Origin of the sequence: Streptomyces sp. NPDC006265 (genome assembly GCF_040613555.1) — a bacterium.
Lineage (GTDB): Bacteria > Actinomycetota > Actinomycetes > Streptomycetales > Streptomycetaceae > Streptomyces.
The window spans coordinates 1-25,679 of sequence record NZ_JBEXSH010000023.1; the positions used below are offsets into that span (position 1 = coordinate 1).

The 25,679-nt window shown below is 59.1% G+C and carries 21 protein-coding genes, 1 tRNA gene and 3 pseudogenes; 7 read left to right on the top strand and 18 right to left on the bottom strand.

Going from position 1 to position 25,679, the window contains the following annotated elements; all coding sequences use genetic code 11:
* Positions 1–151: 151 nt before the first annotated feature.
* A tRNA-Pro gene (locus ABZ281_RS04060) sits at positions 152–225 on the top strand.
* Positions 226–484: 259 nt separating this feature from the next.
* Positions 485–835 carry a hypothetical protein gene (locus ABZ281_RS04065; protein ID WP_356651851.1) on the top strand — a complete coding sequence of 117 codons (351 nt, stop codon included), beginning with the start codon at positions 485–487 and terminating at the stop codon, positions 833–835.
* Positions 836–1,206: 371 nt separating this feature from the next.
* Here the strand turns inward: ABZ281_RS04065 and ABZ281_RS04070 are convergent, their stop codons facing one another.
* The 8 genes from ABZ281_RS04070 to ABZ281_RS04105 all read right to left on the bottom strand — a co-directional run bounded on the left by ABZ281_RS04070 (position 1,207) and on the right by ABZ281_RS04105 (position 9,460).
* Entirely contained in the window at positions 1,207–2,406 is a 1,200-nt protein-coding gene (locus tag ABZ281_RS04070) for a tyrosine-type recombinase/integrase (protein ID WP_356651853.1), read from the bottom strand.
* Positions 2,407–2,495: 89 nt separating this feature from the next.
* Complete coding sequence (locus ABZ281_RS04075) at positions 2,496–2,693, bottom strand: helix-turn-helix domain-containing protein (RefSeq protein WP_356651855.1); 198 nt, start codon at positions 2,691–2,693, stop codon at positions 2,496–2,498.
* A gap of 1,654 nt (positions 2,694–4,347) precedes the next feature.
* Positions 4,348–4,689 (bottom strand): hypothetical protein, encoded by a 342-nt coding sequence (locus ABZ281_RS04080; protein ID WP_356651857.1) that lies wholly within the window; start codon positions 4,687–4,689, stop codon positions 4,348–4,350.
* The gene (locus ABZ281_RS04085; RefSeq protein ID WP_356651859.1) at positions 4,686–5,438 is read right to left on the bottom strand and encodes an AAA family ATPase; all 753 of its coding nucleotides are present in this window, start codon (positions 5,436–5,438) and stop codon (positions 4,686–4,688) included. Before ABZ281_RS04085 ends, ABZ281_RS04080 begins: the two co-directional genes overlap by 4 nt.
* Positions 5,439–5,794: 356 nt before the next feature.
* A complete protein-coding gene (locus tag ABZ281_RS04090) occupies positions 5,795–6,541 on the bottom strand; it encodes a hypothetical protein (RefSeq protein WP_356651861.1) in 747 nt (248 codons plus the stop codon).
* 10 nt (positions 6,542–6,551) lie between these two features.
* A complete protein-coding gene (locus tag ABZ281_RS04095) occupies positions 6,552–7,640 on the bottom strand; it encodes an MBL fold metallo-hydrolase (RefSeq protein ID WP_356651863.1) in 1,089 nt (362 codons plus the stop codon).
* A gap of 187 nt (positions 7,641–7,827) precedes the next feature.
* Positions 7,828–8,691, bottom strand: a complete 864-nt coding sequence (locus ABZ281_RS04100) for a helix-turn-helix transcriptional regulator (protein ID WP_356651865.1) — start codon at positions 8,689–8,691, stop codon at positions 7,828–7,830.
* 16 nt (positions 8,692–8,707) lie between these two features.
* The gene (locus ABZ281_RS04105; protein WP_356651867.1) at positions 8,708–9,460 is read right to left on the bottom strand and encodes a DUF6879 family protein; all 753 of its coding nucleotides are present in this window, start codon (positions 9,458–9,460) and stop codon (positions 8,708–8,710) included.
* Positions 9,461–9,635: 175 nt separating this feature from the next.
* Here ABZ281_RS04105 and ABZ281_RS04110 point away from each other — a divergent pair, with 175 nt between their 5' ends.
* The 3 genes from ABZ281_RS04110 to ABZ281_RS04120 all read left to right on the top strand — a co-directional run bounded on the left by ABZ281_RS04110 (position 9,636) and on the right by ABZ281_RS04120 (position 13,350).
* Positions 9,636–9,848 (top strand): hypothetical protein, encoded by a 213-nt coding sequence (locus ABZ281_RS04110; protein ID WP_356651869.1) that lies wholly within the window; start codon positions 9,636–9,638, stop codon positions 9,846–9,848.
* Complete coding sequence (locus ABZ281_RS04115; protein WP_356651871.1) at positions 9,845–10,060, top strand: hypothetical protein; 216 nt, start codon at positions 9,845–9,847, stop codon at positions 10,058–10,060. Before ABZ281_RS04110 ends, ABZ281_RS04115 begins: the two co-directional genes overlap by 4 nt.
* A gap of 2,456 nt (positions 10,061–12,516) precedes the next feature.
* Positions 12,517–13,350, top strand: coding sequence for a GAF domain-containing protein (locus ABZ281_RS04120; RefSeq protein WP_356651873.1), 834 nt, complete (start codon positions 12,517–12,519; stop codon positions 13,348–13,350).
* On the opposite strand, the gene ABZ281_RS04125 is transcribed toward ABZ281_RS04120, so the two are convergent.
* The 6 genes and pseudogenes from ABZ281_RS04125 to ABZ281_RS04150 all read right to left on the bottom strand — a co-directional run bounded on the left by ABZ281_RS04125 (position 13,340) and on the right by ABZ281_RS04150 (position 20,188).
* Positions 13,340–13,762: a PIN domain-containing protein gene (locus ABZ281_RS04125; protein ID WP_356651875.1), complete on the bottom strand. Its 423-nt coding sequence runs from the start codon at positions 13,760–13,762 to the stop codon at positions 13,340–13,342. The genes ABZ281_RS04120 and ABZ281_RS04125 overlap by 11 nt on opposite strands.
* Before the next feature lie 221 nt (positions 13,763–13,983).
* Positions 13,984–15,513 (bottom strand): DUF87 domain-containing protein, encoded by a 1,530-nt coding sequence (locus ABZ281_RS04130; RefSeq protein ID WP_356651877.1) that lies wholly within the window; start codon positions 15,511–15,513, stop codon positions 13,984–13,986.
* Positions 15,510–16,274: pseudogene (locus ABZ281_RS04135) on the bottom strand (replication-relaxation family protein); the annotation flags it as partial. The pseudogene ABZ281_RS04135 and the gene ABZ281_RS04130, both read right to left, overlap by 4 nt.
* Complete coding sequence (locus tag ABZ281_RS04140) at positions 16,213–16,518, bottom strand: replication-relaxation family protein (protein ID WP_356651879.1); 306 nt, start codon at positions 16,516–16,518, stop codon at positions 16,213–16,215. The pseudogene ABZ281_RS04135 and the gene ABZ281_RS04140, both read right to left, overlap by 62 nt.
* 69 nt (positions 16,519–16,587) lie before the next feature.
* Positions 16,588–18,984 carry a hypothetical protein gene (locus ABZ281_RS04145; protein ID WP_356651881.1) on the bottom strand — a complete coding sequence of 799 codons (2,397 nt, stop codon included), beginning with the start codon at positions 18,982–18,984 and terminating at the stop codon, positions 16,588–16,590.
* Between the two features lie 244 nt (positions 18,985–19,228).
* Positions 19,229–20,188 carry a single-stranded DNA-binding protein gene (locus ABZ281_RS04150; RefSeq protein WP_356651883.1) on the bottom strand — a complete coding sequence of 320 codons (960 nt, stop codon included), beginning with the start codon at positions 20,186–20,188 and terminating at the stop codon, positions 19,229–19,231.
* Between the two features lie 237 nt (positions 20,189–20,425).
* Here ABZ281_RS04150 and ABZ281_RS04155 point away from each other — a divergent pair, with 237 nt between their 5' ends.
* Positions 20,426–22,081: an SIR2 family protein gene (locus ABZ281_RS04155; RefSeq protein ID WP_356651885.1), complete on the top strand. Its 1,656-nt coding sequence runs from the start codon at positions 20,426–20,428 to the stop codon at positions 22,079–22,081.
* 519 nt (positions 22,082–22,600) lie between these two features.
* On the top strand, positions 22,601–23,065 hold the full coding sequence (locus ABZ281_RS04160) for an ATP-binding protein (protein WP_356651887.1): 465 nt from the start codon (positions 22,601–22,603) through the stop codon (positions 23,063–23,065).
* 11 nt (positions 23,066–23,076) lie between these two features.
* Here the strand turns inward: ABZ281_RS04160 and ABZ281_RS04165 are convergent, their stop codons facing one another.
* From ABZ281_RS04165 to ABZ281_RS04180, 4 genes and pseudogenes are all read right to left on the bottom strand, one after another.
* Positions 23,077–23,775, bottom strand: coding sequence for a DUF4145 domain-containing protein (locus tag ABZ281_RS04165; protein ID WP_356651889.1), 699 nt, complete (start codon positions 23,773–23,775; stop codon positions 23,077–23,079).
* Between the two features lie 186 nt (positions 23,776–23,961).
* Positions 23,962–24,210, bottom strand: coding sequence for a hypothetical protein (locus ABZ281_RS04170; protein WP_356651891.1), 249 nt, complete (start codon positions 24,208–24,210; stop codon positions 23,962–23,964).
* Positions 24,211–24,980: 770 nt separating this feature from the next.
* Positions 24,981–25,391, bottom strand: a pseudogene (locus ABZ281_RS04175) (transposase); the annotation flags it as partial.
* 46 nt (positions 25,392–25,437) lie between these two features.
* Positions 25,438–25,679, bottom strand: a pseudogene (locus ABZ281_RS04180) (hypothetical protein); the annotation flags it as partial.

The window sequence follows — 25,679 nt, forward strand, 5'->3', positions numbered from 1 at the left end:
TGGTGGGCCGTCCTCGCCGTCGCCGTCTCGACGGTGGGTCTCGCCGGCTGGACCCGGCGCCCGGACCGGCCGTCGGCACGGGCCGGGGAACGGCTCCCCATGCGGTAGGGTTGACCTGCGTGATCACGCGGTTCACCCGCGCGATACGCATCGGGACGTGGCGCAGCTTGGTAGCGCACTTGACTGGGGGTCAAGGGGTCGCAGGTTCAAATCCTGTCGTCCCGACAGTTCGATGAACTGTCATCGCAGGTCAGGGCCTTGGATCACTCACGTGAGACGAGGCCCTTGATCGTTTCTGGGACTCTTGTCTCACAATTTCTCACAATTGCCCGCCGTGATGACGTGCCGAGGTGACAAGACGCGGCCACGCTCTGCGCAGCCGTTGGGCTACCCAGTGAGCCAGCAACCAGGCGGGTGGTTTTTGCGCGTCGACAGTCATGGCTGCGGGGCGTGTGCGTGCCTCACACGCCGACCTACTGTAATCGTGGTGGTCATGGGGAAATATAACGGGCCGGCGCGCGTGATCGCCGATGGAGTCCCATACAAGGTAACCGCTCAGCTGGTGTCCTTCACCGAGTACAAGACGCTGCTCACCGATCCGTTTGACGACCAGGAGCACGTTTATGGCGGCCAGCCGAGGTGGATTGGAACCATCCACGCCAGGACCACGACGGACGTGTGGCGTATTCGCCAGACCGACAACCTGCTCCTCAGTACGGAGCAGGGATGGGAAGCCCGCGTCTTCATCGTCAGGAGCGATGCTGGTCCTGGCTCAACTGAGCTGAGAATCGCTGGGACGGGAAGCCCACCATTTGCCGACGAGGAAGGAACCTGACCGCGCGTCAGACAGCCCTAGCTTCTTCCTGGTGACATTCGCGGTGCACGATACGCTGTACCAGATGACCCGATCATGAGGGTCGAGTGCAGGGGCGGGCTGGTTCCCCCCGTGCTGGCCTGCCCCTGCACGCTTTCTTGGCCGACGAGAACGTGGGCCGCGCTCTCGTGTCACAAGCCAGAACTACATGAAGCGGGCCCCCGCCCTGGACGGGCAGGGGCGCCGATTTTCCCCTCTGAGGCAGACACCACGCACCGTCTTGAGCACTACCTCGCTGCACATGGTGAACCCCGACGGCAACCGCTCATCACGCGACATGGGACCACGAGTCCAGACATCACTCGAATGATTGACAGTGGCCACCCTGTGGGTCAGCCGAGCAGCTCGCTGAGCTTGTCCGAGCCAGCCTTGAGGCTCTGCGGGTCGGGATGCACGTACACCCGCTTGGTGAAGGACAGGTCGCTGTGTCCGGCCCATGCTGAGACGACGGTGTCAGGTACGCCGTTGTTGGCCATCCAAGAAAGACAGGCGTGACGCGCGTCGTAGAGACGGACCCTGCGCACCCCTGCTTCCTCCATGAGCTTCTGCGTCTCACGCCGAAGCTTGTCTGTCTTGAACGGGCGGCCCAGTTCGTCAACCACGACGTAACCTGAATCCTCGTACGCGCCCCCGGCCGCAGCCTTCTCCTGGGCCTGTTGTGCACGAAACACCGTGAGCGCCGTGTACACCGGCTTGGGTAGCGGAAGGACGCGCTTGCCATTCTCGGTCTTGGGCTGCTTCTCGACGACCTTGTTGCGCTCGCCCTTCTCCAGACGGCGGTCATAGACCAGGGTGCGGGTGTTGCCGATGGCGATCGTCCCGGCACCGTCAAGGTCAACGTCGTCGGCCCACCGGGCACCACACACCTCGGCTGGACGCTCGGCGATGAGTGCGAGCAGCATGACTCCAAACAGCCGATGGTCCTTGCTGGCCTCGATGAAAGCCTTTACCTCGGCCTCGTCCCAGGGCTTGTATTCAGGCTTGTTCTGCTTGGCCTTGGTCCTTGCGTCTCGGGATATCCGAACGTGCTCGGCAACGTTTCGGACCACCCAGCCGCGGCGTACCGCGAGATTGAGAGCTGAGCGGAATCTCCCCATGGTGAGTTGTATGGAGCGGACCCCTAGGCCCGTTCCCACTTTTCCGCCACGACGGCGGGCACTGGTGACCATCCAATCAACGAACGCTTCAACATCCTCCTCGGAAAGCTGCTGCACCCGTCTGGTGCCCAGAAAAGCCCGGATGGGGCGAAGCGCGTTGTCATAATTGGAAGCGGTGCTTTCCTCGACGTCCCGTGTCGCGGTCCGAAGCCAGATGTCCAACAGCTCATTGACCGTTAGTTTGGTTGGCGCCACATACTCGCCTGTTTTGGACTGATGGCGAATCCTCGCCAACTCGTCGCGGGCTTCCCTCTTGGTGTCAAAGGTCTTGGTGATCTGCCGACGGTTTCCGTCGGGCCGGCGCGGACCATCGGTGACGAAGCGGTATCGCACCGTGCCGTCCACGAGCGTGATCTTCTTTATTGGGTCGCTCACCTGAGTCACCTACTGTGATTGACCCCCCTGGAGCTGAAACGAGTGTAAGCGAGCCCACACAAACAAAACAGTGCCTGAGCGCTGCTGGCTCACGCACCTTCGAGGTAGGCAAGCAAAGACGCCGTAATCACCCGGTAGCGGCTGCCAAACGCCACGACGCGGAAGGGCACCTCGCCCCGCTTGATCAGCTCGTACAGATGCGACTTGGAGATACCCAGCGCACGAGCGGCATGGGATACACCAACCGTCGCTCCCCAGGAGCGGATCTCATCAAGTGTTGGGTGCATAGGTGGTTGCCCTCCTCGGCGGCTGCCACCCATCAACAGAGACGGGGCAGACGGAACATTCTCACGGATCAGAGAGTGAAGACAGAGGATGCTCGGCTGCCCAAAAAATGCTCACCGGCCTCCTTCCATTTTAGACGCCGGCCTCGCCAATACCAAGGAATCGGACAAAGCAGGCGTGAGGAAATAGTAAAACCAATCAAGCAGCAGAGGAAGCAACCCCAGCTAAGGAAGGCACCTCACCTTCCCAAGAGTTGTCGGCGCACAAGATCCCACCATGAGGTCCGCTTCAGCATGGCCTGAAACCTGCCTACCGGCGGCTTCACAAGATCCCGTACGTGGAAGTCCCGCTCAACGCCAAACTCGCGGGCCTCCATGAACCGGTCCGTTGCTTCCCGCTGGGTGGCTCCTGGAACCCGGTATACCCGAATGATTGTGTACTCCATATCAACTCACCTCCTTTCTGCGCCTTCTTGCGCGTAGTCCACAGGGCACATAGTGCACTGACGGGTCAAGATCAAAGCGATAGCGCAGCCGCCGCAGCGGAGCCCATAGGGCTGTCTTGACGCGACTGTGGAAGCCATGTGGCACGCTGCGAACGCGCGAGGAGGCGCAAAGGTGCGCGATACCCCGAAGCCAAACCAAAACCGGCAGGCTCAACGCGGCCAAGCTCTACAGCTCGGGTATCGAGCCGGCTCCCTTTATGGCGAAGCCATCCATGTCTTGATCCGGCACGGATCCAGTCAAACCGCGTAGCGGCTCATTGCGGCACGGCGGAAGGAAGGTCTGGAAGGAATGCCGCCGAGCCGCCACTTCGGCCCCCTTTGGGGGTGGACTCGGAGCCAGCACACCCCGAAGGGCCTAAGGTCAAAGACCTTGTGTGGTGGTGGAGAGGACGGGGGGAGTCAGCCGCGCCACCGACCGCACGGGAGCTCCGTTCTGACCCTTGTGGTGCGGCTGACTCCCCCCGTCCGATGACACCCAAACCCGCTGGTAAGCGGGCTGTTCCTTCCAGCTATGAACCATCCGCAGGATGCTTCCGCTGATCGCTCCTTGTGTACCGGCTGATGTACCGGCCTGAAACGGTACGACACCCGACAACCAACCGGTATGAGTACAGAAGCTACTCGATCACCTTTTACGATCAACTTCTGTACCCGGCTACACACATGGGCTGGTACAAACCGATTTATTCAGGCGTGAACAGTGGGCTCATGCTTTAACCTCGGCGCGTTTGTCCCACGACAAAGAAACCCCCTTAGATCCCCCTTGAAGGCTCCCCTATTCCCGCTCTCTTCGTTCTCTCATTCCCTTCGCTTGCCTATCGAGGCTCCGCCTCGCCTTTTTCCAAAGACAAGACAAGAGCCGTTTCTCGATGAGGTAACTCAGATTGACTGGTAGTAAACCAGCGTCCTAGAAAGATCCAGTACTTAACGGATCGATCGTGTTTGCTTCGGTCAGTCGGTCACTTCGATTGCGGCAGGCTAGTCCGTCTTTAGTCGCAAACCCCACTTGCGCGGGGGAGACGGCGGCTGCCTGGTCTGCTATTTGATGTAAGCAAATCCGAGAAGCCTTGAATAGTCCCGTTGCTACGTTGGCACGATGCGTCGACGCGTCGTTCGGACGAACGGATTCACGATCGTTCGGGCGTTCGGGGTCACTTCTTTGGGGAATGTTCCTGAAGGTAGTTGTCAATCGCTTGCCGAACCATTGCAGACATGCTGCCCATCTTTCCCTGTCTCTTCTCAAGGTAGGCAAGGTCACGTAGCGAATCCATTTGATCCTCGTAGAGCTCAAATGAGTTTCGGGTGATGATGCGTTTGCCAGGTGGGCGAACGGGCGGCCGGTCGTTCGGGCGAACGGGTAGATTATGGTCGGCCAGTTTAGGGAAAGTCCCCGATTCAGGTACAAGCGAGGATGGCTCCCTCACCGGGCGGGAGAAAAAGGAAGACCCTTCGAGGTCGCTCCTTATGTTACCGATGTCCAGCTTCTTATTCATAGGTCGAACAGTTCGCCAATTAGCTTGGTGTAAGCGAGGGCTGCCGGCGACTTCGGATTGAACGAGAACACGTCCTGACGATTGAAGTGAGCATCTCTGAGGTCAGTATTGCGCGGAATGACGGTATTAAAAACCGAGCCGGTGTACGTCTGGCGCAAGATCTGCAGGGACGTTCGACTGTTAACAGTCGAATCAGCCATGGCAAACAAGAAACCGGCGAGCTCAAGATGAGAGTTAAAGAGTTCGCGGACTTCCTTGAGTGTCTTGCTTATTTGGACGATGGAGTCAAGTTCAAAATATCCAGGCGCCACAACAACGATGACCTTATCCGACGCTGTGAAGGCGTTGACTGTTAGCCATGAGAGGGCAGGGGGGCAGTCAACGAGAATGTAGTCGTAGCGATCCCTTACAGCATCAAGCTCCCGCTTTAGTCGCTCTTCCCGATGATCGATCGCTGTCGTCAGCTCGACATCGGTATTGGAGAGCAGTATATGCGAGGGCACAATATCCAGGTTGAGTATTATTGTCTCGTGGATCGGGAGCGGGCTACGTTCCAGGATCGTGGCGTAGATCGTCTGGTTCTTCTGGATCTGCGTATAGTTAGGAAGCAGCACTTTACTGCTGTTTGACTGGGAGTCTATGTCGACGAGGAGTACTCGTTTACCCTTTCGGGCCAGCCCTGCTGCGAGGGAGATGCTTGAGGATGTCTTGCCGACACCACCTTTCTGTGACGCAATAGAAATTACCATATCAAGTTAGATGAATCGAAAGCCTGGACAGGTTGTCTCGACGCAATCTCTTATTCTGTATCAGAATACTGAAAAACGATCACTAATGTCAATAAGGAATAATGGTTGAGTCGTATAGCTTTCCCTCCTTCTGGCGTGAGGATGCCTGCGGCTTCCCTGCGCGTCAAGGACTTCGCACGCCGGCTCCGTACCTCCGCCGGTCCTTGACCCGAGAGGGAAGGCCGCAGGAAACCGTCAATTAAGGGAGGCAAAGCACATCACATCAAGCAAAGCCATCACATCAAGCAAAGCCAAGTACCTAAGGTGGGTCTTATGAGCAAGTAAAACGCACCTAAGCACCCGGGTGGGTATGTGGCCTACTGCGTCCCCTCGGGGGTGGGCTCGGCCTTCTCGGCGGCGAGGACGACGGCAGCTTGCAGCAGCTCGTACGCGTACCTTTCAGCGGCATTCTGCATCCGCACTTCTGATGGGAGGACGTACCAGATGACGAGACAGGCCACCGTGGCGAGGAGGGCGAGAGTATTGCTGAGCGTAAACGCAGCCTGATGCTCGTAGTGCGCGAGCCACAGCATGTACGCCAGTACACCGAGTACCACCAGCAGCGCGGTGATACGCCCGGTCCAGCGGATGCCGTAGAGGTTCCGATGAAACCCGTAACTTCGGTTCTCGGCACGCACGAGGGGGAACTTAGCTTCGTCTCGCGTGAGGCTCCGTATCTGCCCCACGGCAACGTCGATCGCTTCGTCGGCCTTGGTCGGGTTCGCCCGCTCGCTGCGAGCCGAGGCAAGTTCGATGCCGGTCACGAATGACACGGCCTTCCGCCAGGACTCTCGTTGCAGCGAGTTCTGCCCCTCCTGCCGTAGCTGGAGCTTCTGGATGGTCGGCGAGCCACCCCATGAAGCCCAGAGCACCTCCTGAACCTTCCGACCTTGGTGGCGCACGAGTTCAGCGAGAACAACGGGACCACCGGCCAGTGACAGCGCGGTGAGAGCCGATACGACCACGGGAGCCTTGCTCAGTCCAAGAACGGCCAATGCAACGCTGAGGGGCAGTAGAGCGAGGAGGCCAGGCGCAAGTCGCGCCCGGCGCTCGTAGTCGTCCAACCAGAGCACGCTACTTATCCCCGTTGTCTTCCACGGAAGTGTGCAGCGGCTCGGGGGTGGAGGTGCTGTAACCCTCGCGGTCTGGCGCGTCGAAGTAAGACCACTTCGACACCCCCTGTGTCAGATGGACAGGGTATCCCCGCCGGCGGAAGGCGTTCGTCGTCTTCTTCGCGGGGTGCTTGTGCTCGGGGTTCTTCTTGGGGACCGACGCGAAGGCCGTCCCGATGACGGTCGTCTGCTCCTTGGGCCCGAGGAGTCGGTTGAGAATCGACGGACTTACGTTCCGGCGGCTGCCGTGGTGGGGCACCTGAACAAACCGCAGATCACCGGGCTTGAAACCTTCGGCTTCAAGGACATCAAGCGCCTGGCCAAGAGCGGGAATCCCAGCATCGCCCGTGAACAGGAGCTTCCGCCCGTCGACCTCCAACAAGCAGATGGTGCTGGTGTTGTTTTTGGCGGAGGTCTCTCCGTTCTCCCCCAGCGTCTCTGTGTCGAGGTCTTCATGGGAGGTCCCGGCGAGCAGCTTGTGTACCAGCGTTTCCCAACTCGCCCTCGCTGCCGCCTCGGAGTCGGGCTCGACGATCTCCGCGAGCAGCTCCCGGTAGTAGTCCTCGGTGGGACCGAGCACACGGAAGACACCGTCGTCACTCGTCCAGTCGAGGAATGGTTCCTCGATGGGGACGCCCTGCGCCTTGGCGACCTCTTCAAGGTCGGTCGCGCCCTGAAGGGAGTCCCGCAGCTCGGTCTTAAGCGCCCGGGCGTTAAGGGAGAGGATCATCTTGGCTCGCGCCATGTCGGACGAATGGCTCCAGGGGAGGTGCATGAGGAGCTTCTTGACTGTCAGCTCCTCCAGCACGACCCTCAGCCCACTGATGTGGTCCTGATCCGGGTGCGTTGAAACAACAAGATCAACGATGCCGGTGTTGTAGTGCTTCCGGATGTGCTCGACGAGGGCCTCACCAGCTTTGAGGTAGCCACCATCAATGACGATCACGGTCTGCTCGCTGCGCGAGCCGTAGAGGTTGCCGTACCGAAGAGCGATGGCGTCGCCGCCGCTCGACTCGTCCCCAACGGGGAGGAAATCTATCTCGTAGCCCACAGAGGACCTACCTGTCACACGTCGTTGTGTTCCGCGAGGATATTAGCACTCTCTGTGACTACGCTAAGAGCAGATAACTTTGGTCTCTCTAGCCCAAGTTGTCGCATCTGTTGCGGTAAAGGTCTTCCGTCGCCTGGCGGTTGAACCGAGAGGCGACTACATAGAAGCTTCCCACCGACACCCCGGCTCAGGGGTTAGCCGAACGTCCGTTGAGGGCCTGTCGCGCACGGAAAATGACACTGTGCGCATCAGCTCCGTACACTGCCGACTCCTGCAGTCTTCGCCACACACGCATGTACGCGGCGACGCTGTCTGAGTCATCGAGCCAGAGTTCAGCGTGCCAGTCCTCGGCAATCACAAGTCGGTCGTCGAGGATCCAGAAGCCGTTGGCTGTGGGGATCTTGAGTGACGCTCCAAGAGGGATGATCCCGAGTTCCACCGTGTCCATCCCGATGACGCCTGCGAGTCGGTCGAGCTGGCCGGCGAGGACAGAGGGTGGGCAGATCAAGGCATGGAGCGCTGCCTCCCACATGAGGACGTGAAGCTTCTTGCCCGCCTGGTACAGCCACTCCTGGCGCTTCATCCTGGCGCGTACCGCTTCCTCGGTGTCGCGCACGGAGTTCTGAAGCTCGGCGTAGCGAAGAAACATGTGGCGGGCGTAATCGGCTGTCTGCAGCATGCCGACGATGACGGCCTCTTCCCAGGCATAGATCATCGTGGCCTTGGAGACCTCGGTGTTCCAGCTCTCTTGGACGGGCCGGTGTCCACCGGCGAGTTGGCGGCGCCATGAGCGGATGTGGGATTCAGAGCCTCTGAGGCGTGCCTCCAGCTCCTCGAACACCCCGGGTTGCTCAACGCCCTGGGCCCAAGCGTGCAGATCTTCCATGGTGGCGGTCTGCTGGCCGTTCTCCAGTTTGTAGATCTTGGAGTGCGGCCAGCCCAGCCGCTGTGCCAGTTGGGTACCGGTGAGTCGGCCTCCGGGAGCGTAGAGACGCAGTTCACGCAGACGTGCTCCGAGGGCTTCCCGGGCCTGCTGGTAATCCGTGCTCACCGGCTGTACTCGCTCGCTATCCCTTCTCAGCCACCTGAGGCGCGAAGGCCTCGTAGGGGACGGCGTGATGGATCGCAGCGTCGCGCACCTGGCAGTATCGGAGAACCTCGGCGGGTTCCGTGATCACCTCGACGTCCAGGAGGACGTCATCATCGTCGAAGTTGAGCCGGGCAACCAACCGAGAGTCGAAGATCCAGAAATCCTCGGCGGGGAGGTGCTGCGCCTCAGCGTCGTTGCGCCACAAGTAGCGCATGTCTTCACCGGCAGCAGCGTTGCGGGGCGCGTCGGTGAGCAGGAAGAGCTGTTCGATCGTGGGCGGCTGGTCAACGATCCGTACCCGTCCGATGGTCTTGCCGGCTGCTGTCTGGGCTCGGATGTTGCGTGACCACTCGTCGTCGTAGTCCAGCGTGATGGCACCGGTCTGGACGAACTCTGTGTAGGTCAGGTCCTCACGGTCAGACGCGTAACCGCGGCGGGTCTCCAGGCGCCAGGCCGTGTGAGCGAAGGTCGTAAAGAGCCGGCCGAACTCGTCCAGGTCGATGAGCTTGGGCACGCGCTTGATCTCCTTGGGGCCGTGATTGACGAGCAACTCGCGTGGTACCACCACCGCGGCGTCACCAGAGCCGAAGTACTGAAGCTGGGGAAGGTCCTCGGGATCAGAGAGAGGTGCTCCCTGGATGACGATCTCGCCCGTGTCGAGGTCTTCATGGATGGCAGGACATCCACCGTTCTTGCTGTCGGTTCCGTTGAAGCGGAGTCGTCGAGCCATGGTGATCTCCCTGGGATGAAGTGAGGCGACATCTCAAGCTTCACCAAGCCCGAAGGCCCCTGCTATAGCGTGCGGCCTCCTTCATGCGACTACTGAAGAACATTCGACCAGAACCCGAGAACATTTGAGAACATGGCGTAGCGGGTGTCAACTCTGCCTTCCTACCGTCCTGTTCATGGCACGCAAGACACTGCAGACCCAGACCATCGATCCCTTCGCAGCAGCTGAGTCCCTCAGGGCAGCCCTCGATGAGGCGGGCATCGTGCTGCCGTCGCTGCGAGTTGACGCAGCATCACCGAGCCTCGGCCTGGTGGAACTTGGTCGTGTACGAGCGGATGTCGCCATGCGCCTGGCGGAATCACTGCGGCAGGGGAGTCAAGCGGGATGAGCACCGGGCTATCGCTCAACACTCTGGCCATCGATACAGCACGCGACAAGATCGGCTACGTGATGGGGCACGAAGGACCGTACCTACAGCTGCGCCCTCCGGGTGGGGGAGTGGAGTGGGACGCCGACCCCAAGAAGGTCAGGTTGGCGACGGACACCGAAGCGCTACGCGCCCGGGTCACAGAGCTCAACCGAGCGGGACACTTGGGATGAGCACGCCAACCACAAACGATCTCTCAACGCGGTCGGCTGAGTGTGCACTCGCCGCTCGTCCTGACTACGCCGGCCTCCATGTTGACTGCCGACAGACCACGGACATCCCGCTTCCCGGCCATCAGGGCATTCTGCTCATACGTCGCTGCACGTGTCCCTGCCATGCATACTGAGAGTAAGAAGGACGCTACTAATTCGACTATCAACAAGCCCATGACATCGGCACTGATCATCGTGGAACGACTGCTCCCCGGAGAAACCGGACGGCGGGTCGTGGTGCGCTGCCCAGAGGCAGAACGATGCATTGGCGTGGCGCACTCGGATATGCAGCTGTTGGATCTGCTGGCAATGGTGGGCCTAACCGGGTACGAGGACTACCTCGATGAGCCACGGGCCAGTCGAATGGTGGGGAAGGCCTCATCAGTGGGAAGCCAGAGAGGGTGGCTAGACCCTGCCAGGGCTAACCCCAAGCAGCCGGTCCGGCAGGCTCCTCGGCCTGAGGCTTTTGGCCGGTGGCCTGTCTCGTTGAAAGCAGAACTAGGAATGGCTTCCCGCCTGATATAGGACAGTAACGTTCAACGTGATGGACTCACTCGGCAAGCCCTCACCAGACGGTGCCCAATTGGCGAAAGTCACCCGAGTTACATGTTCCTCGATAAAAGCATCAGATGAAGTCGTGCCCCAGTTCACTGGAACGACAGAAGGTTTAGGCTGGGGCGCCTGACTGCCTTCCCACTCATAAGCGTAAACGCTGACGATCTGGTCCCTCTCCGGATTGGGCACAGAAATGGTCTCAGTCTGTCCCGGCTCGATAGAGCAGACAACGTTAAGAATCTTCACTGGCTCCATAAGGCAAGAATGCATGGGGCAAGCCGAAAAGCGCGAGTTGAGGTAGGCCAAGCGTGCGGTACCTGCCAGTGCCATAGCTTGGCGACAGCCAGCCCTCTCGACGAGTAGCTCTTCGTCCTGAGGGTTTGGCCGGTGGCCTGCATCGTGTTGGGAGCAGGGAGGGCTTACGCTCGCCAGCGAATCGGGCAGACACCGGCCTGCCCTCAAGTGGCCGACGAGCCCTCCCTGCGTAGGGCCCCGACACGTGGGAGGTGGGTAAAGCCTCAGGACCACTCGACCTGCCCACCAAGGACAGCCGCATCGCATGCTCAGGAAAGGTTGTTGCCCATGTTTGGCACAGAACCTCCTCCGCCTCCCGGAGGCGAGGACCCAGGGATCTTCGGCAGCGGATACGGATCATCGAGCTACGGTAGCTATGGCAGCAGCGATAGCTACCATGAATACGAGGATGTATCTCCGCCGGAAACCAATCCGGAACCTCAGCAGATTGGTGACCTCTACGACAGTGCAATGGGGCCACTGAGCTTGGACGGGATCCGAGGAGGAATCATTCAGTTCAACTACCGTCCAACGCTCAAGGATGGACCAGACTGTACCCATCATAGCGTCTTCGGAGAAGACCGACATTTCTCGTGGGACGAATATCCGGAAGGAGATCCCCGTAACGAAGATCGTGGCCCACGAGCCCACGGCCGACTCCACAAGCCGGACCAAGAATGGTGAAAAACAAAGAAACTCCTGATTATATCAAAAGAGATCAAGAAAGACTCATCAAGCCACGTGGTCTATCCCACCTAAATTATAAGCCGACTCTACAACCAGCAGGTAGCAAACCGTGGAGCACTCGGTTTTTCGTACCAGCTAAAGCTGAAATCAAAACCCACCCCACGACTACAGGCCCAGAGACGACACACTGAACCACAGCTAGCCTCAAAACCCCGTCGCCAGACTTCTATTGTGCGACATGGGGACTCAGAGAGGTTTCCAGCTATGGGATACCCCTTCCTTCCTTTGACGTGATGATGCCGCGGTTTCCCTGCGCGTCAAGGGCTACGCAAGTCAGCTACGTTCCTCCGCTGACCCTTGACCCGAGAGCGAAGACCGCAGGAGACCGTCAATTAAGGGAGGAAAGTAGTATGACCTTAAGCGTGGGGCATCTTTTTCTTGATGAAAAGGACTGCCCGCCGCAGAGGCGACTTTCGGTGTTCCCGTACCTGATCTGAGGCCAGTGAGCTTGATGGAGTGTCTTGACCTTGAACGGCCTCTCGAACGCTGGATACATATTGGACAAACTCAAGTATCGCGGCCTTCTGGTGATCGGTAACGGTTATACCTGCTTGCTCTAAATGCGCCTCGACAAATTTGGCGTCATCGCTAAAGGACTTGCGAAGATGTCGATACTGACCCCAAGGGAGCGCTGGGTCTATGTCCTGTGCTCCATGGTTAGCGGGTTTGTGTCGTCTTTCTGGGCTTCCCATATTTCGGGCAAAGTTGCCCTATCCTGTTTTTAACATCGAGTGAAACTACTGTCAAGCGGTAAGAGCCAGACGGGTGTTGTATCCGCTTTCGTCGAGCGCAGCGCAAAAACGGATCGTACCGTTGGTGTCATGGCAGCAGCACTGAAACCATGGACTTGGCCAAGGAAGGTGAAGCTCGCCATCCCAAGCGGGGCCGGCGCAGTCGCATTTGCTCTTCAATCGATAGCTGGATTCGATGTCATCGACCTCAGTACGTGGGAATTTTCCCTCATTACTGCGGGCGGTGTAACTGGGGCCTTCTTCGCTGTGTGGCTACCCCTCGCTTGGCAACGAAAGGAGGCGCAGCAAGTACAGACGCTAGAACAACAGGTCGAGGATCTGAATAAGGAAAGCGAGGTAAATGCACGGAATTTGATGTACGACTATCTCAATCAATTTTTCCAATTGAACGAGTTCTCGCAGAAACTGGCCGGTGCGCCTGAAGATCGACGACGAGGGTACGAGCATTCTGTCAAGGAGAGAGCAGTAAAGGCGGCGGCAACCTGTGCAAACGACGTCCGTGATCTCCGGGTGAGTTTCTTTCACGTAGACGGACCTAGCAAATTGGCTGTCTCGTGTCACTCGGATAGTCCTCGTGGCGCCCTGAAGGATCTGATTAAAGGAACTAAACACGCCGATTACATCTTCGATGCCATCCGAAACAATAAGGGGGCCTTCGAAGAAAACTTGCGAAGTCCGAAGAGCGCCGTTCGCTGGCCTGCTAAGCAGCGAGACTTTCAGACTCTTGCCTTCTGTCCGGTACGTACGGAGCAAGCAACCTACGGGGTCCTGATGATCGATGCCCCAAACGCAGGAGATCTGAAGAGGGAACATTACGCCATGCTGTCAGTCGTCGCGCAGCATGCGGCAGCCGGTCTGGCACTGTGTGATGGGAACCTTGGTGGGGCGCAAGCTACGATCTAGTAATTATCTGGTACCCAGACTGGGCGAAGGCTTTGTCGAATCCGAAGATCTCACGGGTCTCGTATTCGTCGCAGGAAACCATGACAACACAGTCTGTGTGGCTGATGCCTACTGAGGATTCAGCGAACAGCCTCAGTGACTCTTTGAGTGACCAGGTGCTTATGTTGTTGAGAATCACGAAGTGATCTGACATCCCTTCTGCTACCCGAGTAGCAGCATTGTGGCCCATTATCCGGCCAAGGATGTTGAGTAGTTCCAGATAAACGGCAACTGGGATCAACACAGTAGCGTTGTTCTCGCGGAGACGATTGGCCGCTGCCACCGCTAAACCGTGATTACTGTCCATCGGATGAAAGAGAGACACCAGCCCACTGGTGTCGGCAATGATGATGCTGGATCTACGCTCCTCCATACAGGTAGTCGTCGATGCGAGACGATAGGTCTGCGGGGCCAGTAACCTTCAGCTCTTCACCGAGCTTTGCGAGCCATAGCAGCGCATCACCCGCTGTTTCACGGGGTTTCTGCTGGGCGGTGGGACGAGCACTAATCTCCCGACGGAGACGGTCAGAATGCTCAATGTGAATGGGTGCCTGTAACATATGCCTTACTTATAACAAATCCGACACTCAAAAGTCAACGTCCGCCTTTCCGTCTGGAGTAAGCAAAAACAGTTCTGCCGGAGGGTGACCGAGCCTTCGGTGCCTGCGCTCCGACTCTTCGACCAATGACCGGAGAAACGGTCAGCGGCTGGCTGTCGATCGACGGTGGCAGTGTTCCACTTCCTACGGGTGGTGGTTGGAAGTACCGATCGAGGTAGTAGCGCTCGATCTCGTCAAGGCCGTGGGGGACAGGCGGAAGGTCGGGCAGACGCGGTGTGTGGACGCGTTGGAGGCGTTGGAGGCGGTCGTCGGGAAGACGGAAGAAAGCTTCGCCGACGTCCAGCTGTTGAATCTCCTGGGTCGTGTGCTCCCACTGCTCGGGAAGCGGGTAGAACGTGGGGTGCGTGCGCTTCTCGGCTGCCTCGTCGGCTACCACGTGCTTGATGGCCTCGGTGTCAACTGTCCCGAAGAGCCGGGCCGAGTACTCCGCATCAGGCCGGCCGGCCTTGAAGATGGCCTCGATGCCGACGTTCTGAAGGGCTCCCTTCAGACGGTCTGATGCCTGGCTCCAGTTTTGGTGTGCCATGACGCAGTACAGCTTGTACTTGCGGGTCTCGGAGAGCATGCGCGTGAGGCTCTCCTCGCTCTGGGCCATGAATTGGGAGAACTCGTCGATCATCAGGACATGGGGGGTCCGGAGTCGTCGACCGGCGGCCCGAAGGTTGGCACGGCTGAGGGCTGCCGTCTCCATGCCAACGGTGAGTAGGCAACCAAAGAGCCGGCGCGTATCGGGTGAGGCGACTGAGAGGTTGACGATCAGCGACGTTCCAGAATCGATGAGCCGACGAAAGTCCAGGACGTTGTCCTGGTGCCCGAGGGCGTAGCGGAGGATGGGGGAGAGGGTGAGTAGGTCGGCCCGGTTGAGCGTGGACTCCTTCATGACGGGCGCGTCTCGCCCCCACATGTCCATGCGTAATCGGAAGAAGCGGATGACCTGGGGGTCATGGACACGCGTCTGAAGGATGTCGTTGCGAAAGGACGTATCGGTGAGCAGGTCCGATAGGCAGGTGAGCGGAAGCCCTGCCTCCCGCAGGGCCACGACCGAGTGCTTCAGGATGTTTTCAAAGGTTGGGGCACCGTGCGCGAGCTCGGGCCATGCCCGTCTGGCCGCTTCGGTGACGTGCTCGGCCATTGCGTGGTCGTCGTACGGCTGCGCCAGGAAGTTGAAGGGGAGGTAGCGGCCTTCTGCGGCTGCTGCCGGAAGATCCAGGTAGAGGAGTCGCTGCCGCTGTTCAGCCGTCTCAAGCTGGCCCTGGGCAACGAGCTGGGCGAGCACCAGCTGCGCGAGGTCGCCGTGAGGATCGATGAGGGTAACCGGCTGGCCGGCCAAGTACAGGGAGAGGAACAGCGAGGCGAGGAAGTAGCTCTTACCTGATCCGGTCTTGCCCAACACGTGCATGTGGGTACGGGCGGCATCAAGCGGCAGGTAGAGCGTCCGTGGGAAGAACCAGTTCCGATAGGTGCCTAGCGGGATACGCGGCTCGTGGGCAGGAAAAAACCTCATTCGATCTCCCGCTCCACCGGCTGCGAGAGGTTGTAGTTGTACGCGGAGACAGGCGGCTGACTGAGGCTCACCTCCTCTTCAGCAGATTCAGGCGCATCGAGCAGACTCACGGGGTCATGTTCGCCTGCGGGATACCAGAGCGGCTCAAAGAAGAACGTCTCGGGCGGCGTGGTCACGGGCGAGGCCTCAGTGAGAAGGAAGAGCTCAGCAAGGCCGGTACGGCCGATCGTCTGAAGCTCTCGGGTCGTCCAGTCGGTCAGTTGCTCTCGCCGCTGTCTGCTGGGTGTTACGACTGCCACGGTGAGGTTGTCGGCCTGGAAGGCTGCACGGTACGGGCCCTCGGCCCAGGCTGTGAGGGCTGCGATCTTGCGGCGCCAGTGGTTCTGGTGCTCCGTGCTGCGGTCAAGCTCCAGAGCAATCGCAATCGGGGGCTCATCGAGCACCTGGAGCTCGAACCAGGCATCAGGGATGACCGCGACGGCACGAGAGTCGTCGTGGCCGCCGACGGGCTGTACGCGCACGTTCATTCGCTTGAGCTGGCGCTCGGCAAGAAGACGCGTGAGCGTGACCCGTGTGTCGATACGGCACAAGTGCTCCGCTGCCACCAGGACGTCGACCGCGGCGAGCGTGTGCTCCATGAAGGGATTGTCCTGCGCCTTCCGACGTTCCTCGGAGGGACGGTAGTAGGAATTGGCGAGCTCAACGCCTTGCCCGGCCAGGTAGTGACGTCCCTTGTCGGCCAGCGTGAAGACGTGGGGTGCTGATCCGAAGCGGGGAGAGGGGAGCTCGCGAAGTCTTGAGGAGGTAGCCGGCCTCGGTCAGACGTCGAAGACGGCGCTGGACGTATCGGTTCTCATCGCGAGCGTCCGGGTAGAGCAGACGACCAACCTGGGCGGCAGTCAGGTACTGGTGACGGTTCACCGCCGAGAGGATCGCGTGATCGACCTCCCCTATGCGAAGGGAGGTGGAGCGTGGCTGTTGATATAGCTCGGGACGTTTCTCCATTGCAACACTTTGCCAAACGCGCGTGAGAACTCTTGGTCCTGGCCGTAAGACTCCCGTAAGAAAGCCGCTTTACCGCTTTGGCGACCTCCGACTGATTGGAGGTGACTTCGACTCTTTCTTGCTGTCTCGTGGTTGTTCTGACAGTTGCTTTGTTGGTTCGTGAGCAGGGGGACGCCGACATGGGCTTGTCGCGATCCGCTCGTCGACTGTGTCACGGGTTGAGCAGTACTCACGGCGTGTTTGCTCAATGAGGGCCTCTTCGCGCTGCTGCGCGGGATGTTGCTCGACCTTTCCAGGCAGGGGATACGTTTCCATTTGGTAGGTACGCTCTCCTGCCTTGACGAAGGCTGTTCGAGAGGGGAGGGCGGGTAGTAGCGTCACAACCTCTTTGGCGCCAGTCGCCAGCTGGCGCTCCAAAATGGGCTCGTCGATCAGAGCGACAGTCACGGAGGACAAGTCAACATCGAGCCGAACCTTAGCTGCATCCCTTTCCCCGTATGGGAAACAATCAGCACTGTACACAGCCTCAATGAAGGCTTCCTTCTTGCTTGCGCTCACGCGTCCGTCCCGCTCAGCCTCGTAAAGGAACTCGTTGAGCAGCGCTAGAGCGTGCCTGATTTTCAAGGGGGAATAGTACGAGACTTCGCCCCAGCCAAAGTCCGCAGATCCGTTCCGTGAGTGGCTGCTGGCCTGGATGAGCGGTTGGACATGCCGAAGGGCAAACTTCTTCACGGCCTCAACGGGATGCCGCCCAAGAGCATCAGCAACGTCGGCCACGAGATTATCTCGGCCCCAGGTCTTCTCAAGTGGGGCGAAGAGGGGAGCGACTTCCGTGGCGTCATGGGGTGTTGTGTGGAACGAGACGACATTGCGGGCGGTGAGAACGCCCCTCCTGTTCATATCCAGGCCGGGCTGGTCAAGCTGATTGGTGTATTGATGTGCCAGGACCAGCTTGGCTCCGTACTTGCGTCCACCGACGAAGAGTTTGACGAACTCACTCGTGACAAAGTTCTGGAACTCGTCGACGATCAACGTGTAGTTGTCGCGCCAGTCCTTACCCCGTTCATCAAAAGTAGCAGCGTAGATGAGGGAGAAGAGGGTGACGCCAACCAAGCCGGCGGCCTCGCCGATGACATCAGAATCAACGGGTAGCTTGACGAGGAGACTGCGACGCTTGCGTACGAGTTGGCCCACGTCCAGAGGGGGCCCAGGGTTGCACAGTAGGCGACGCAACACGTCCTCTGCGAGAAGCCTTCCAAGCCGATTAAGGAAGGGCTCGGTCTGGATAGACCGTTCTCGGGGAGAGAGCGAGGAGAGGTCATACTCCCAGAACGCCCGTGTATCCCCGTCCTGGACATTGCGAAGTGCTGGGCCCACGGCACCAGGACGTCGAAACCAGTCGGGAACGTCAACCAACGTGCAATCGGGGTTGTAGATCAAGGTGTTTGTGACGTAGCGGAGGATCTTCTCGGCGTATTGACCCGACTCTATCTCTGGCCAGATACGGCGGAACACCCGGAATACCCGTCCGCGGGTCCGAGCCCGCTCGGTCTCATCCGAAGGATCAGTACAGTGAAAAATATTGAGCCGGAAAGGAAAGCGGCGCGCGTCTGCGAGGTCAAGTAGGTACGTATCCGCAACGCGCTCCTGCGGCATGCGGGCAATGATACTGTCAACCAGCTGACCATGAGGATCGATCACCATGACGCTGTCACTCTGCTCCAGCCGTTGAAGAGCAAGGTGCTCAAGCAGTGACGACTTACCGGCACCCTGCGTGCCAAGGACATACGTCCCTGAGCACATCTCCTCGGCAGTCACTGTGACCGGCTGGTCTCTTGGGAGTTCACGGCCAAGGGTGACGGTAGCAGTTGTAGCTCCAGCTAGTCCCCGCTCTTCGACTTGCTCTTCCTCAAGCAGCTTCAACCACCTTTCAAAGGACCGGCGTTGGCTCTTGAAGTCACCTTTACGGATAGCCTCATGGACCATCTCAACTGTGTAATCCGCAGCTCGGTAGATACGGTCACAGACAGAACACTGAACCCGAGCACACTGGCGCTTCACGCCTCTGTCATCAGTAAGCGTCGTAACTTTCGGCGTTACATTGGGCGCTATGGTGTCATCTGTTGTGCGCCGAAGGGTTGTGTCAACACGGAAGGTTTGTCCGCAGCGGCGAGAGCACGGTATGCGCCGACGCAGGTACGGCGGCACCTCGTCATCGAGGAGCGGGGGCTTGAGCTGGAAGGTTCCTTCCTCTTCAGCTTTTTTGCGCTGCTGCACATATAGCATCATTATTGCCGTCATTGCGGCGATACCCGAAGTTGACTTCCTCTCCTCCTCCGTAAGGGTCCGCTTATGGAAATCCATAATCGTGCCCACGACCTTAGATGAGGGAAGAGTATCAAGGTACTTGATAAGGAAGTCGGGATGCTCCTCGCACCACTTGCGATCCGATGTGACGTAATTCATGGCGAGCCTCGCTGAATCCGGACTGACGGAAAGACGAGGCGCCCATAAGACGAGGCGCCCACGGCATAGGCCCCGTGCCCCCATCAAGCGTAAGACTGCCCAGGGGTTGGAGCCACTTGGGGCTACTCGCCCATCCGCTCGTGGTCGGGGCGGCACTATACCGTCCCCAAAGGGAGCGCGGGAGACGAGTTCCTTCTTACTTACTATCGGGAACAGAAACCCCGGACACCGGGGTAACGCGGACTCAGCGGCGAACCACTGCGACTGAGTTAATCTCCCGCGCCTTCTTCATCTCGCCGTTACGCCCCTTGTACTCGCGCTCATGGCGGTATCCAACAACCTCGACCTCGTTGCCCTTCTTCAACTGCTCGGACTCGACGCGCTGTTGGAGTTCATCTGCGCGTTGACCGAAGGCGAGGATGTCGTGCCACTCGGTCTCACCGTTCTCCAGGTGGACGGCAAGCGGGAACTTCCCAACGAGCTTGTCGCTAGCGGTAGTACGAAAGGTCGGAGTGCGTCCGAGCCGGCCAACCAGCTTCACGCGCTGGCCGTCTTGCTCCTTGGCCTCGGTCGTGTCGGCCGCGGGCTCCCTGCGCGCCTGGTCCTGAGCTCTGATGCGTGCAGCTCGGTCGAGCGGGTGCTCGTCCTGAGGGTTCTCCGCGACAGCCTCCCGCACCTTGGGCGCGGGCTGAACGTGGCCGTTGGTCGTGGGATCAGGCTCTGCTGTCACGACGCGCTGGATCATCGGGCGCTCGTCAGGGAAAGCACCTGGCATGCGCTCCAGGCCGCCGGCCTTCTCCGGAGGCTTGGGGCCAGCAACCACAACAGGTGATGCTTCGGGCTCCGAGCCGGCGGGCTCGGTAGGCGTGTGGACAGCTTCATGGTTGGTGATGATCTGCACGGTGTCCTCAACGTCGTCGGGAAGACCCGGGACGGAGGCGGGGCCAGTGTCGACCTGGTATCCCAGCGTCAACGCGCCATCGGGATGGAGAGCAACGGTTGAGTGCTCATGCTCCGCGTCCTTGCGCATGAAGACGATGCCTTCGTCTTCAACTGTGGGAAGCGTCCCGCCAAAGAGCTCGATCCTCGCGCCCATGGTGGTGATGCGGGAGACGCCCGCTTCAGGGAACGTGTCGAGGCTCAAAAAAGCGTTGTCCGAGCGGACTTGGAAGTGTTGCCCCTCGCCGTAGGCGGGATCGGTCACCGGGGATCCCTCAGTGCCTAACGCCTTCGCGACTGCCTGTTCATCAAATGTAGGTCTTGCTCGTTCTGCCATATGAGAACGAATTATACGGTAAGACTGCAAGGGAAGATGTAAGAGAGCTTACGTATTTTACCAGGGTTCAAGCATGCGGCAAGTTGTCTCGCGGATCTTAACGCGCAGCGTTAAGATAATAGCGGAATAGTAGTCAGGCAAGATGGGGGAAGTGAAATGATAACCGTGGAATCCCTCACATCCAAGTATGCCTTCTCGCTGAAAGAGCAACCCTATCTTCGAGACCTCTTTCAAGTCGTAGCGTATAGCGACACGCCGGTTACGTTCATTGTAGGGGCAGGCGTGTCCCGAGATGCAAGCCTGCCTAGCTGGCCAGAACTAATCAACAAGATCTGTCAACAAATAGGGTCATCCGGCCGACCGGAGGATCGCATCTTGCAAGAGTTGGCCATGAGTGACCCAGTAGAAATGACACGAAAAGCTGAGTTCGTGATTCAAATGGCCAGGGAGGCCTCAAAGCCCAAGAAGACGCCAATAGAAGTCATTCGGCACGCCCTGTACAGCGGATCAGACCATGTCACTCCTGGTCCACTAGCCGATGCGCTGGCGAGAACCAGTGCCTCGCTTGGTAAAACTAAGAGAGCCCGCATAATTACAACCAATTTTGATGGGATCCTCGAAGCTGCACTGGATAAATACGTAAGGAAAACAAAACCGGTTGGTCTAGTTGCAGAAGAACTAGGTGAAGAATGGAGCAAATCCAACAAAGTTGGCGACGTACTCCATGTCCATGGAATGTTGGGAATTGGCGACGAGGACCCCATAGAACCAATTGTCCTCAGTGAGTCCGATTTCCTTAAGTCTGGCCCATCAGTTCGCGAGTTGATCAAAAAGCAACTTCAGAAAACTTGCGTGATCTTCGTGGGTGTCAGTGTCACTGACCCCAATCTAACAGGTCCCTTGTGGGACATAAAAGACTCAATCAAAGACCACACCCTTCGGCCATTTGTCCTTATGGTTCCAGAAGCAATCAAGAACTATGAAGACAGAGACTCAAAACGCTACGCCCTAAAGAAAGCCGAGTACCTAGAACAAAAACTAAACATGCGCCCTATTGTTCTCAAATCATTTTCGCAACTGACTCAAGTATTCTGGGAACTCGATCTGGCACTCACCTTTCCCGAGGAATACTTGATGAACTCAAAAGAGCCTGCATGTCTGAAGTATGGGATCAGATTCACGAGACAGCTCGATGACTGTTATTCTCATCTAGATAGCGATCGACGCGCTGACACTCTCACTGGCGAGGCGGCACAAAAGCTAAGCGATAGGCTACATTACTCACTGGAAAAAGGACATAGTATCGGCAAGCTTCTCAATAACTTTATCGCTGAACACAAGGACAGCGGAGAGTACGACGTAAACGGACCGAAAGAACGCTTTGGGCTCTTTCTCTGGCTACGTGCCCGCAAGCATGGCTCCCGCAGCGCTCCGTATGCTCTGAACCTGATAGGAAGTTCCACTTGGATACATCGAGAGCCGCAATGGTCAGGCACAAAAAACGTTGAAATAGTCGCTAACTCGACCTATCCCGTCATTCAAGCAATGTTCCAAGGGAAAGCGCTATATGGTAACGTATCGGCGACTAGCCCATACTATATATGGCGTGGCACCTATGCTGTGCCCGTCCGAATCGAGAAGGGAGCCGACATTCTCACTATTGGAGCAATATCCCTGAATACAACTCGATACGTGGAAGAGTCGGAAGACGCAGGAAAAAAAGAGGAGCCAATGTCGATTCTGTCATTGCTTTTGCCGGAGGAGCATCAAAAACTACGAAAGCTCATGGAAAAAGTGGCCCGAGAAGTAGTTGGTCAATGACCCCTATGATGACTTAGGAGGATTCCCCTTGCCGCGTCTACGCCGGTAAGGACCGAGAGGGGGATTCGGTACGATAAAAAGACCCAAAACCGGCTCTCGAGTGAATACCTGATTCCCGGTAACCTGCGACTTTGGCGCTGGCCTCGAATCTTCCTTCTTGCTAGTCTCGGCTGACTTCATCTCTTTATCCTTACCTTCTGCTTGTGATTTTCGAAAACGTTCCATTTAGGTGTGCGCTACTTGACATGAACATCGCAATACGCCAGCTAATTATTACACATTTCAAGATCTTTTGCAATGGTCAAACGATCTTCTCGGGATGAAGGCTCGCCTTGCGCCCTCGTGATGGCCCGAGCGTCACACCTTCCCTCACCTCCAATGCTCCCACTTGTCCATGCACACCCGCATTTGGGGATGGCTCGTGCCGTCTGACCTCACTCCTTCCCTGGATCTCGTACGCGCGTTGACGGTGGGACCCATGCGGAATGAGAGTAGTGATGCACCACTGGGAGGCGGGCGATGACCAGCGACCCTCGTCCCCGCTCGATGAGCCTGACACTCCCTGTTACCGGTTCCGCGACCATCAAGGCTCGCGTCCTTACCACCTACGCCCTGATGTGGTGGGGGCTCGCCTGCCTCCTCGATGACGCACGTCTTGTCGTCTCAGAGCTGATGGAAAACGCGATCAAGGCGGTCTCACTTCATGAGCCGCAATCGGAGATAGGTCTGCGCCTCAGCGCAGTCGGAGGAAGCCTGATGATCGGGATCGAGGATCCGCTCACCACAGTGGTGCCCTGCCCACGTGCCGGTGCCCGAGGGCTCCGCCTCGTCAGTGGCATCACCGACGACTGGGGCGTCCGTCAGTCCGAGACGAGCAAAGTCGTCTGGGCCAGCCTCTCCGATGAACCACCCACCTACCTCTCCGGTACACCCTGGCCGGCGGTTGGTGAACCGTGGCGCAAAAAGAGGGCAGGGGCGGGCTAACGTCCCCGTTCTTACGGTGTGGATGCTGCTGTCGGACCGCTTGCTGCTGCTTTCTTCGCCAAACGTGCAGCCCTCTGCGCTGCGGTCTTCGCTGGCGCGATGAACACACCGTCCAAGACCATGTCCATCAGCTCCAGGATGGCTGACGCTTCTTCCTCGCTGATGGGGTTGTCTACCAAGTCGGCGTGAGCAGCATCGTTACCGATGAAGCGGACTTCATGGGCGGCGTCGCGTACATGCTCGTACACCAAGTGCTGGTTGTAGAGCCCGTCGATCTTGGCGACAAGGTTGCCCTGCGTGATGCCCTGCGCCTTGGCCACAGCCTCGACGGTCGTCCGAGCCATCAGCACGGCGGCCTGGTGGTGACCCACACTCATCGATCCGTGTGCTTCAGCGGCCACCTTCGCGATCGCTGGCGGCACGCTGTCCGGGTAATCCTTGACCAAGGGAGCCTGCGGATACCAGTTGAGCGGCATGAAGTCGTGCATATACAGCTTCCCCGGTCGGCCGAGTTCGGGATAGAAACCATGCGAAAGAGACGCAGCACCACACCCAGCGCAGGTGAAGATAGCCCAGCCAAGATCGCCAGGAGCGTCATGGTAATCCCGTCCAGACGAACGACGCTGCTGGATGATCGGCTGATGCTCGACGGGCATCATGACGGTGTCATGCTGGCACCAGCCGCACCGGGTCTGAGGGTGGTTGTTCATGCCAAGCAAGCGTACGTGCAGCACTCGTTCCCGAGCAGGGAGTTTTCAAATCTCGGCCTAGAGCCCGTGTAGATCCACTAGGCGGGCGCTTCACGCCTTGTTGATCAAACGGCCATCCGGCCTACTAGAACCTGTCTACGAAGCTCCAGTGACACAACAGTGCCGCACAACGTCGGAGGCATGCGGCTACGACTCCGGGCCCCAGCGCATCGCGTCATCCATGGATGACAAAGACAGATCATCCTGCAGCCATTCCACGGCCGTCACCACGTCATCAGCGTGGTGCCGCGCGAACCCTGCACGTCCCAGACGTGCTCTGATCTCCTCCTCGGAGATGGCTCCAATGGCTCCACTGTAAACGATCTCGCCCAAGACCTGTTCCTGCTCGGGTGAGGGGAACAGCCCAGACTTGACGCGATCCCCTTTTTCCTCCATAAACCCCACTGTGGCACTTCCGGCACACCACAACCAAGGCCGGACCGTCTCACACATTTCTCACAGACCACGTCACAGCAGCTCCGGCCCGAGGCCTCTGACCTGGACGTTTGCTTGACTCCCTGGCCTGGATGGACGCCCTGACCTCGGCCTCAGCTTCTGGGGGTCAAGGGGTCGCAGGTTCAAATCCTGTCGTCCCGACTTTACGAAGTCGCAGGTCAGGGGCTATTTCAGAGGAGATCTGGAACGGCCTTCTGATCATTCTCGGGGACCTTGTGGGGACCGGGCCACTTGACTGGGCTGAAGCGCACCTTGACCCGGTCAAGGTGGCGATGCGGTCCGTTGGCATGCGCGCTTGCCGCCCTCCGCAGGCCGATGCCCGTACGGCCGTGTCCGCCCAACGCCCTGTCGTAGCGGCCTGTGCTCGTGCCTGTCTTCCCGGGATCCGACCCATTGAGATCCACCGACTTTGAACGGTGCTGGTCATGCGGCTGGTGGTGAATTACCTGAAGAAGGAGAGCGGATCGTCCGGCCGTGGGTCGAGTATCAGCATCTCAGCGCCGCGGGACGCCGCCGGGCCCAGGGTCCGGCCTTTGCTGCCCACGCACTCCACGATGAACGACCGGTCGCCGCTTTGTGGCCGATGTGGCCGACGCAGTAGATCTGCCTGAGGTCGACCATGCGGGACGCTTCCTGGATGGTGAGGGCGGGCCCGACCTCGACAGGCTCGTGCTCCGTGCTGAACTCAGCTTGAGATAAAACTGCGGTGTTCAAGAGGCTGACCGTTCGGAGTGTCGCTCGTCTGTTCGTTGATCGTTCTCGAGCAGGGCGTTTCCCACGTTGTAGACGGGGGCTTTCCGGTAGTTGGGGCGGCCGGGTGGGCGTCCGGGGCCGGGGCGGGAGGGTTTCGCGGGGTTCGTGAGAACGGGCAGTGACCTGCGGACTTGGGGAAACCCCCGGCGTACGCGGCCGGGAGTCAGGCGGTCGATGGGCAGGGGCCGTTCCCAGGGGCGGCGGAGGTCGCCGGTCAGCGGGCGGGCGAGGCGGAGCTGGGTGTAGACGGTTATGACAAGGGCGGTCCAGCGGTCGGCGGCGAGGGGGTCGCGCAGGGCGGGCCGGTTCCAGCCGAGGTGTTGCTTCCAGTACCGGAAGGTGTGTTCAAGATCGAATCGGCGGATGAATCGCCCCGGGTTTGATGGAGACATCGAAGACCCGGAAGGATGCCGATCATGGCTGCTCCCCGTAATACTCCGACGAGCTACGCGAGCGCGCGACGCGTCTTGCCGAAACCGGCGTATCAACCGCGCGCTCCTCGGCCAGCACCGACACGAGTTCCTCACGCCCCACCCGGGCCCGCTCGACCCGCTCCCGCGTGGCATCCACCTCCGCCTGAGCCTGCTCCAGGACCTCTGTCCAGGACTCCAGATCCTGCCTCGCCCGCGCCTCACGCTGTTCCATCAACCCCAGCA

Excerpts from the sequence above, each read along its gene's own strand:
- ABZ281_RS04080 (WP_356651857.1), bottom strand. The coding sequence starts at position 4,689 with ATGAATAAGAAGCTGGACATCGGTAACATAAGGAGCGACCTCGAAGGG.
- ABZ281_RS04075 (WP_356651855.1), bottom strand. The coding sequence starts at position 2,693 with ATGCACCCAACACTTGATGAGATCCGCTCCTGGGGAGCGACGGTTGGT.
- ABZ281_RS04085 (WP_356651859.1), bottom strand. The coding sequence starts at position 5,438 with ATGGTAATTTCTATTGCGTCACAGAAAGGTGGTGTCGGCAAGACATCC.
- ABZ281_RS04110 (WP_356651869.1), top strand. The coding sequence starts at position 9,636 with ATGGCACGCAAGACACTGCAGACCCAGACCATCGATCCCTTCGCAGCA.
- ABZ281_RS04120 (WP_356651873.1), top strand. The coding sequence starts at position 12,517 with ATGGCAGCAGCACTGAAACCATGGACTTGGCCAAGGAAGGTGAAGCTC.
- ABZ281_RS04165 (WP_356651889.1), bottom strand. The coding sequence starts at position 23,775 with ATGAACAACCACCCTCAGACCCGGTGCGGCTGGTGCCAGCATGACACC.
- ABZ281_RS04130 (WP_356651877.1), bottom strand. The coding sequence starts at position 15,513 with ATGAGGTTTTTTCCTGCCCACGAGCCGCGTATCCCGCTAGGCACCTAT.
- ABZ281_RS04115 (WP_356651871.1), top strand. The coding sequence starts at position 9,845 with ATGAGCACCGGGCTATCGCTCAACACTCTGGCCATCGATACAGCACGC.
- ABZ281_RS04145 (WP_356651881.1), bottom strand. The coding sequence starts at position 18,984 with ATGAATTACGTCACATCGGATCGCAAGTGGTGCGAGGAGCATCCCGAC.
- ABZ281_RS04160 (WP_356651887.1), top strand. The coding sequence starts at position 22,601 with ATGACCAGCGACCCTCGTCCCCGCTCGATGAGCCTGACACTCCCTGTT.
- ABZ281_RS04170 (WP_356651891.1), bottom strand. The coding sequence starts at position 24,210 with ATGGAGGAAAAAGGGGATCGCGTCAAGTCTGGGCTGTTCCCCTCACCC.
- ABZ281_RS04105 (WP_356651867.1), bottom strand. The coding sequence starts at position 9,460 with ATGGCTCGACGACTCCGCTTCAACGGAACCGACAGCAAGAACGGTGGA.
- ABZ281_RS04140 (WP_356651879.1), bottom strand. The coding sequence starts at position 16,518 with ATGGAGAAACGTCCCGAGCTATATCAACAGCCACGCTCCACCTCCCTT.
- ABZ281_RS04125 (WP_356651875.1), bottom strand. The coding sequence starts at position 13,762 with ATGGAGGAGCGTAGATCCAGCATCATCATTGCCGACACCAGTGGGCTG.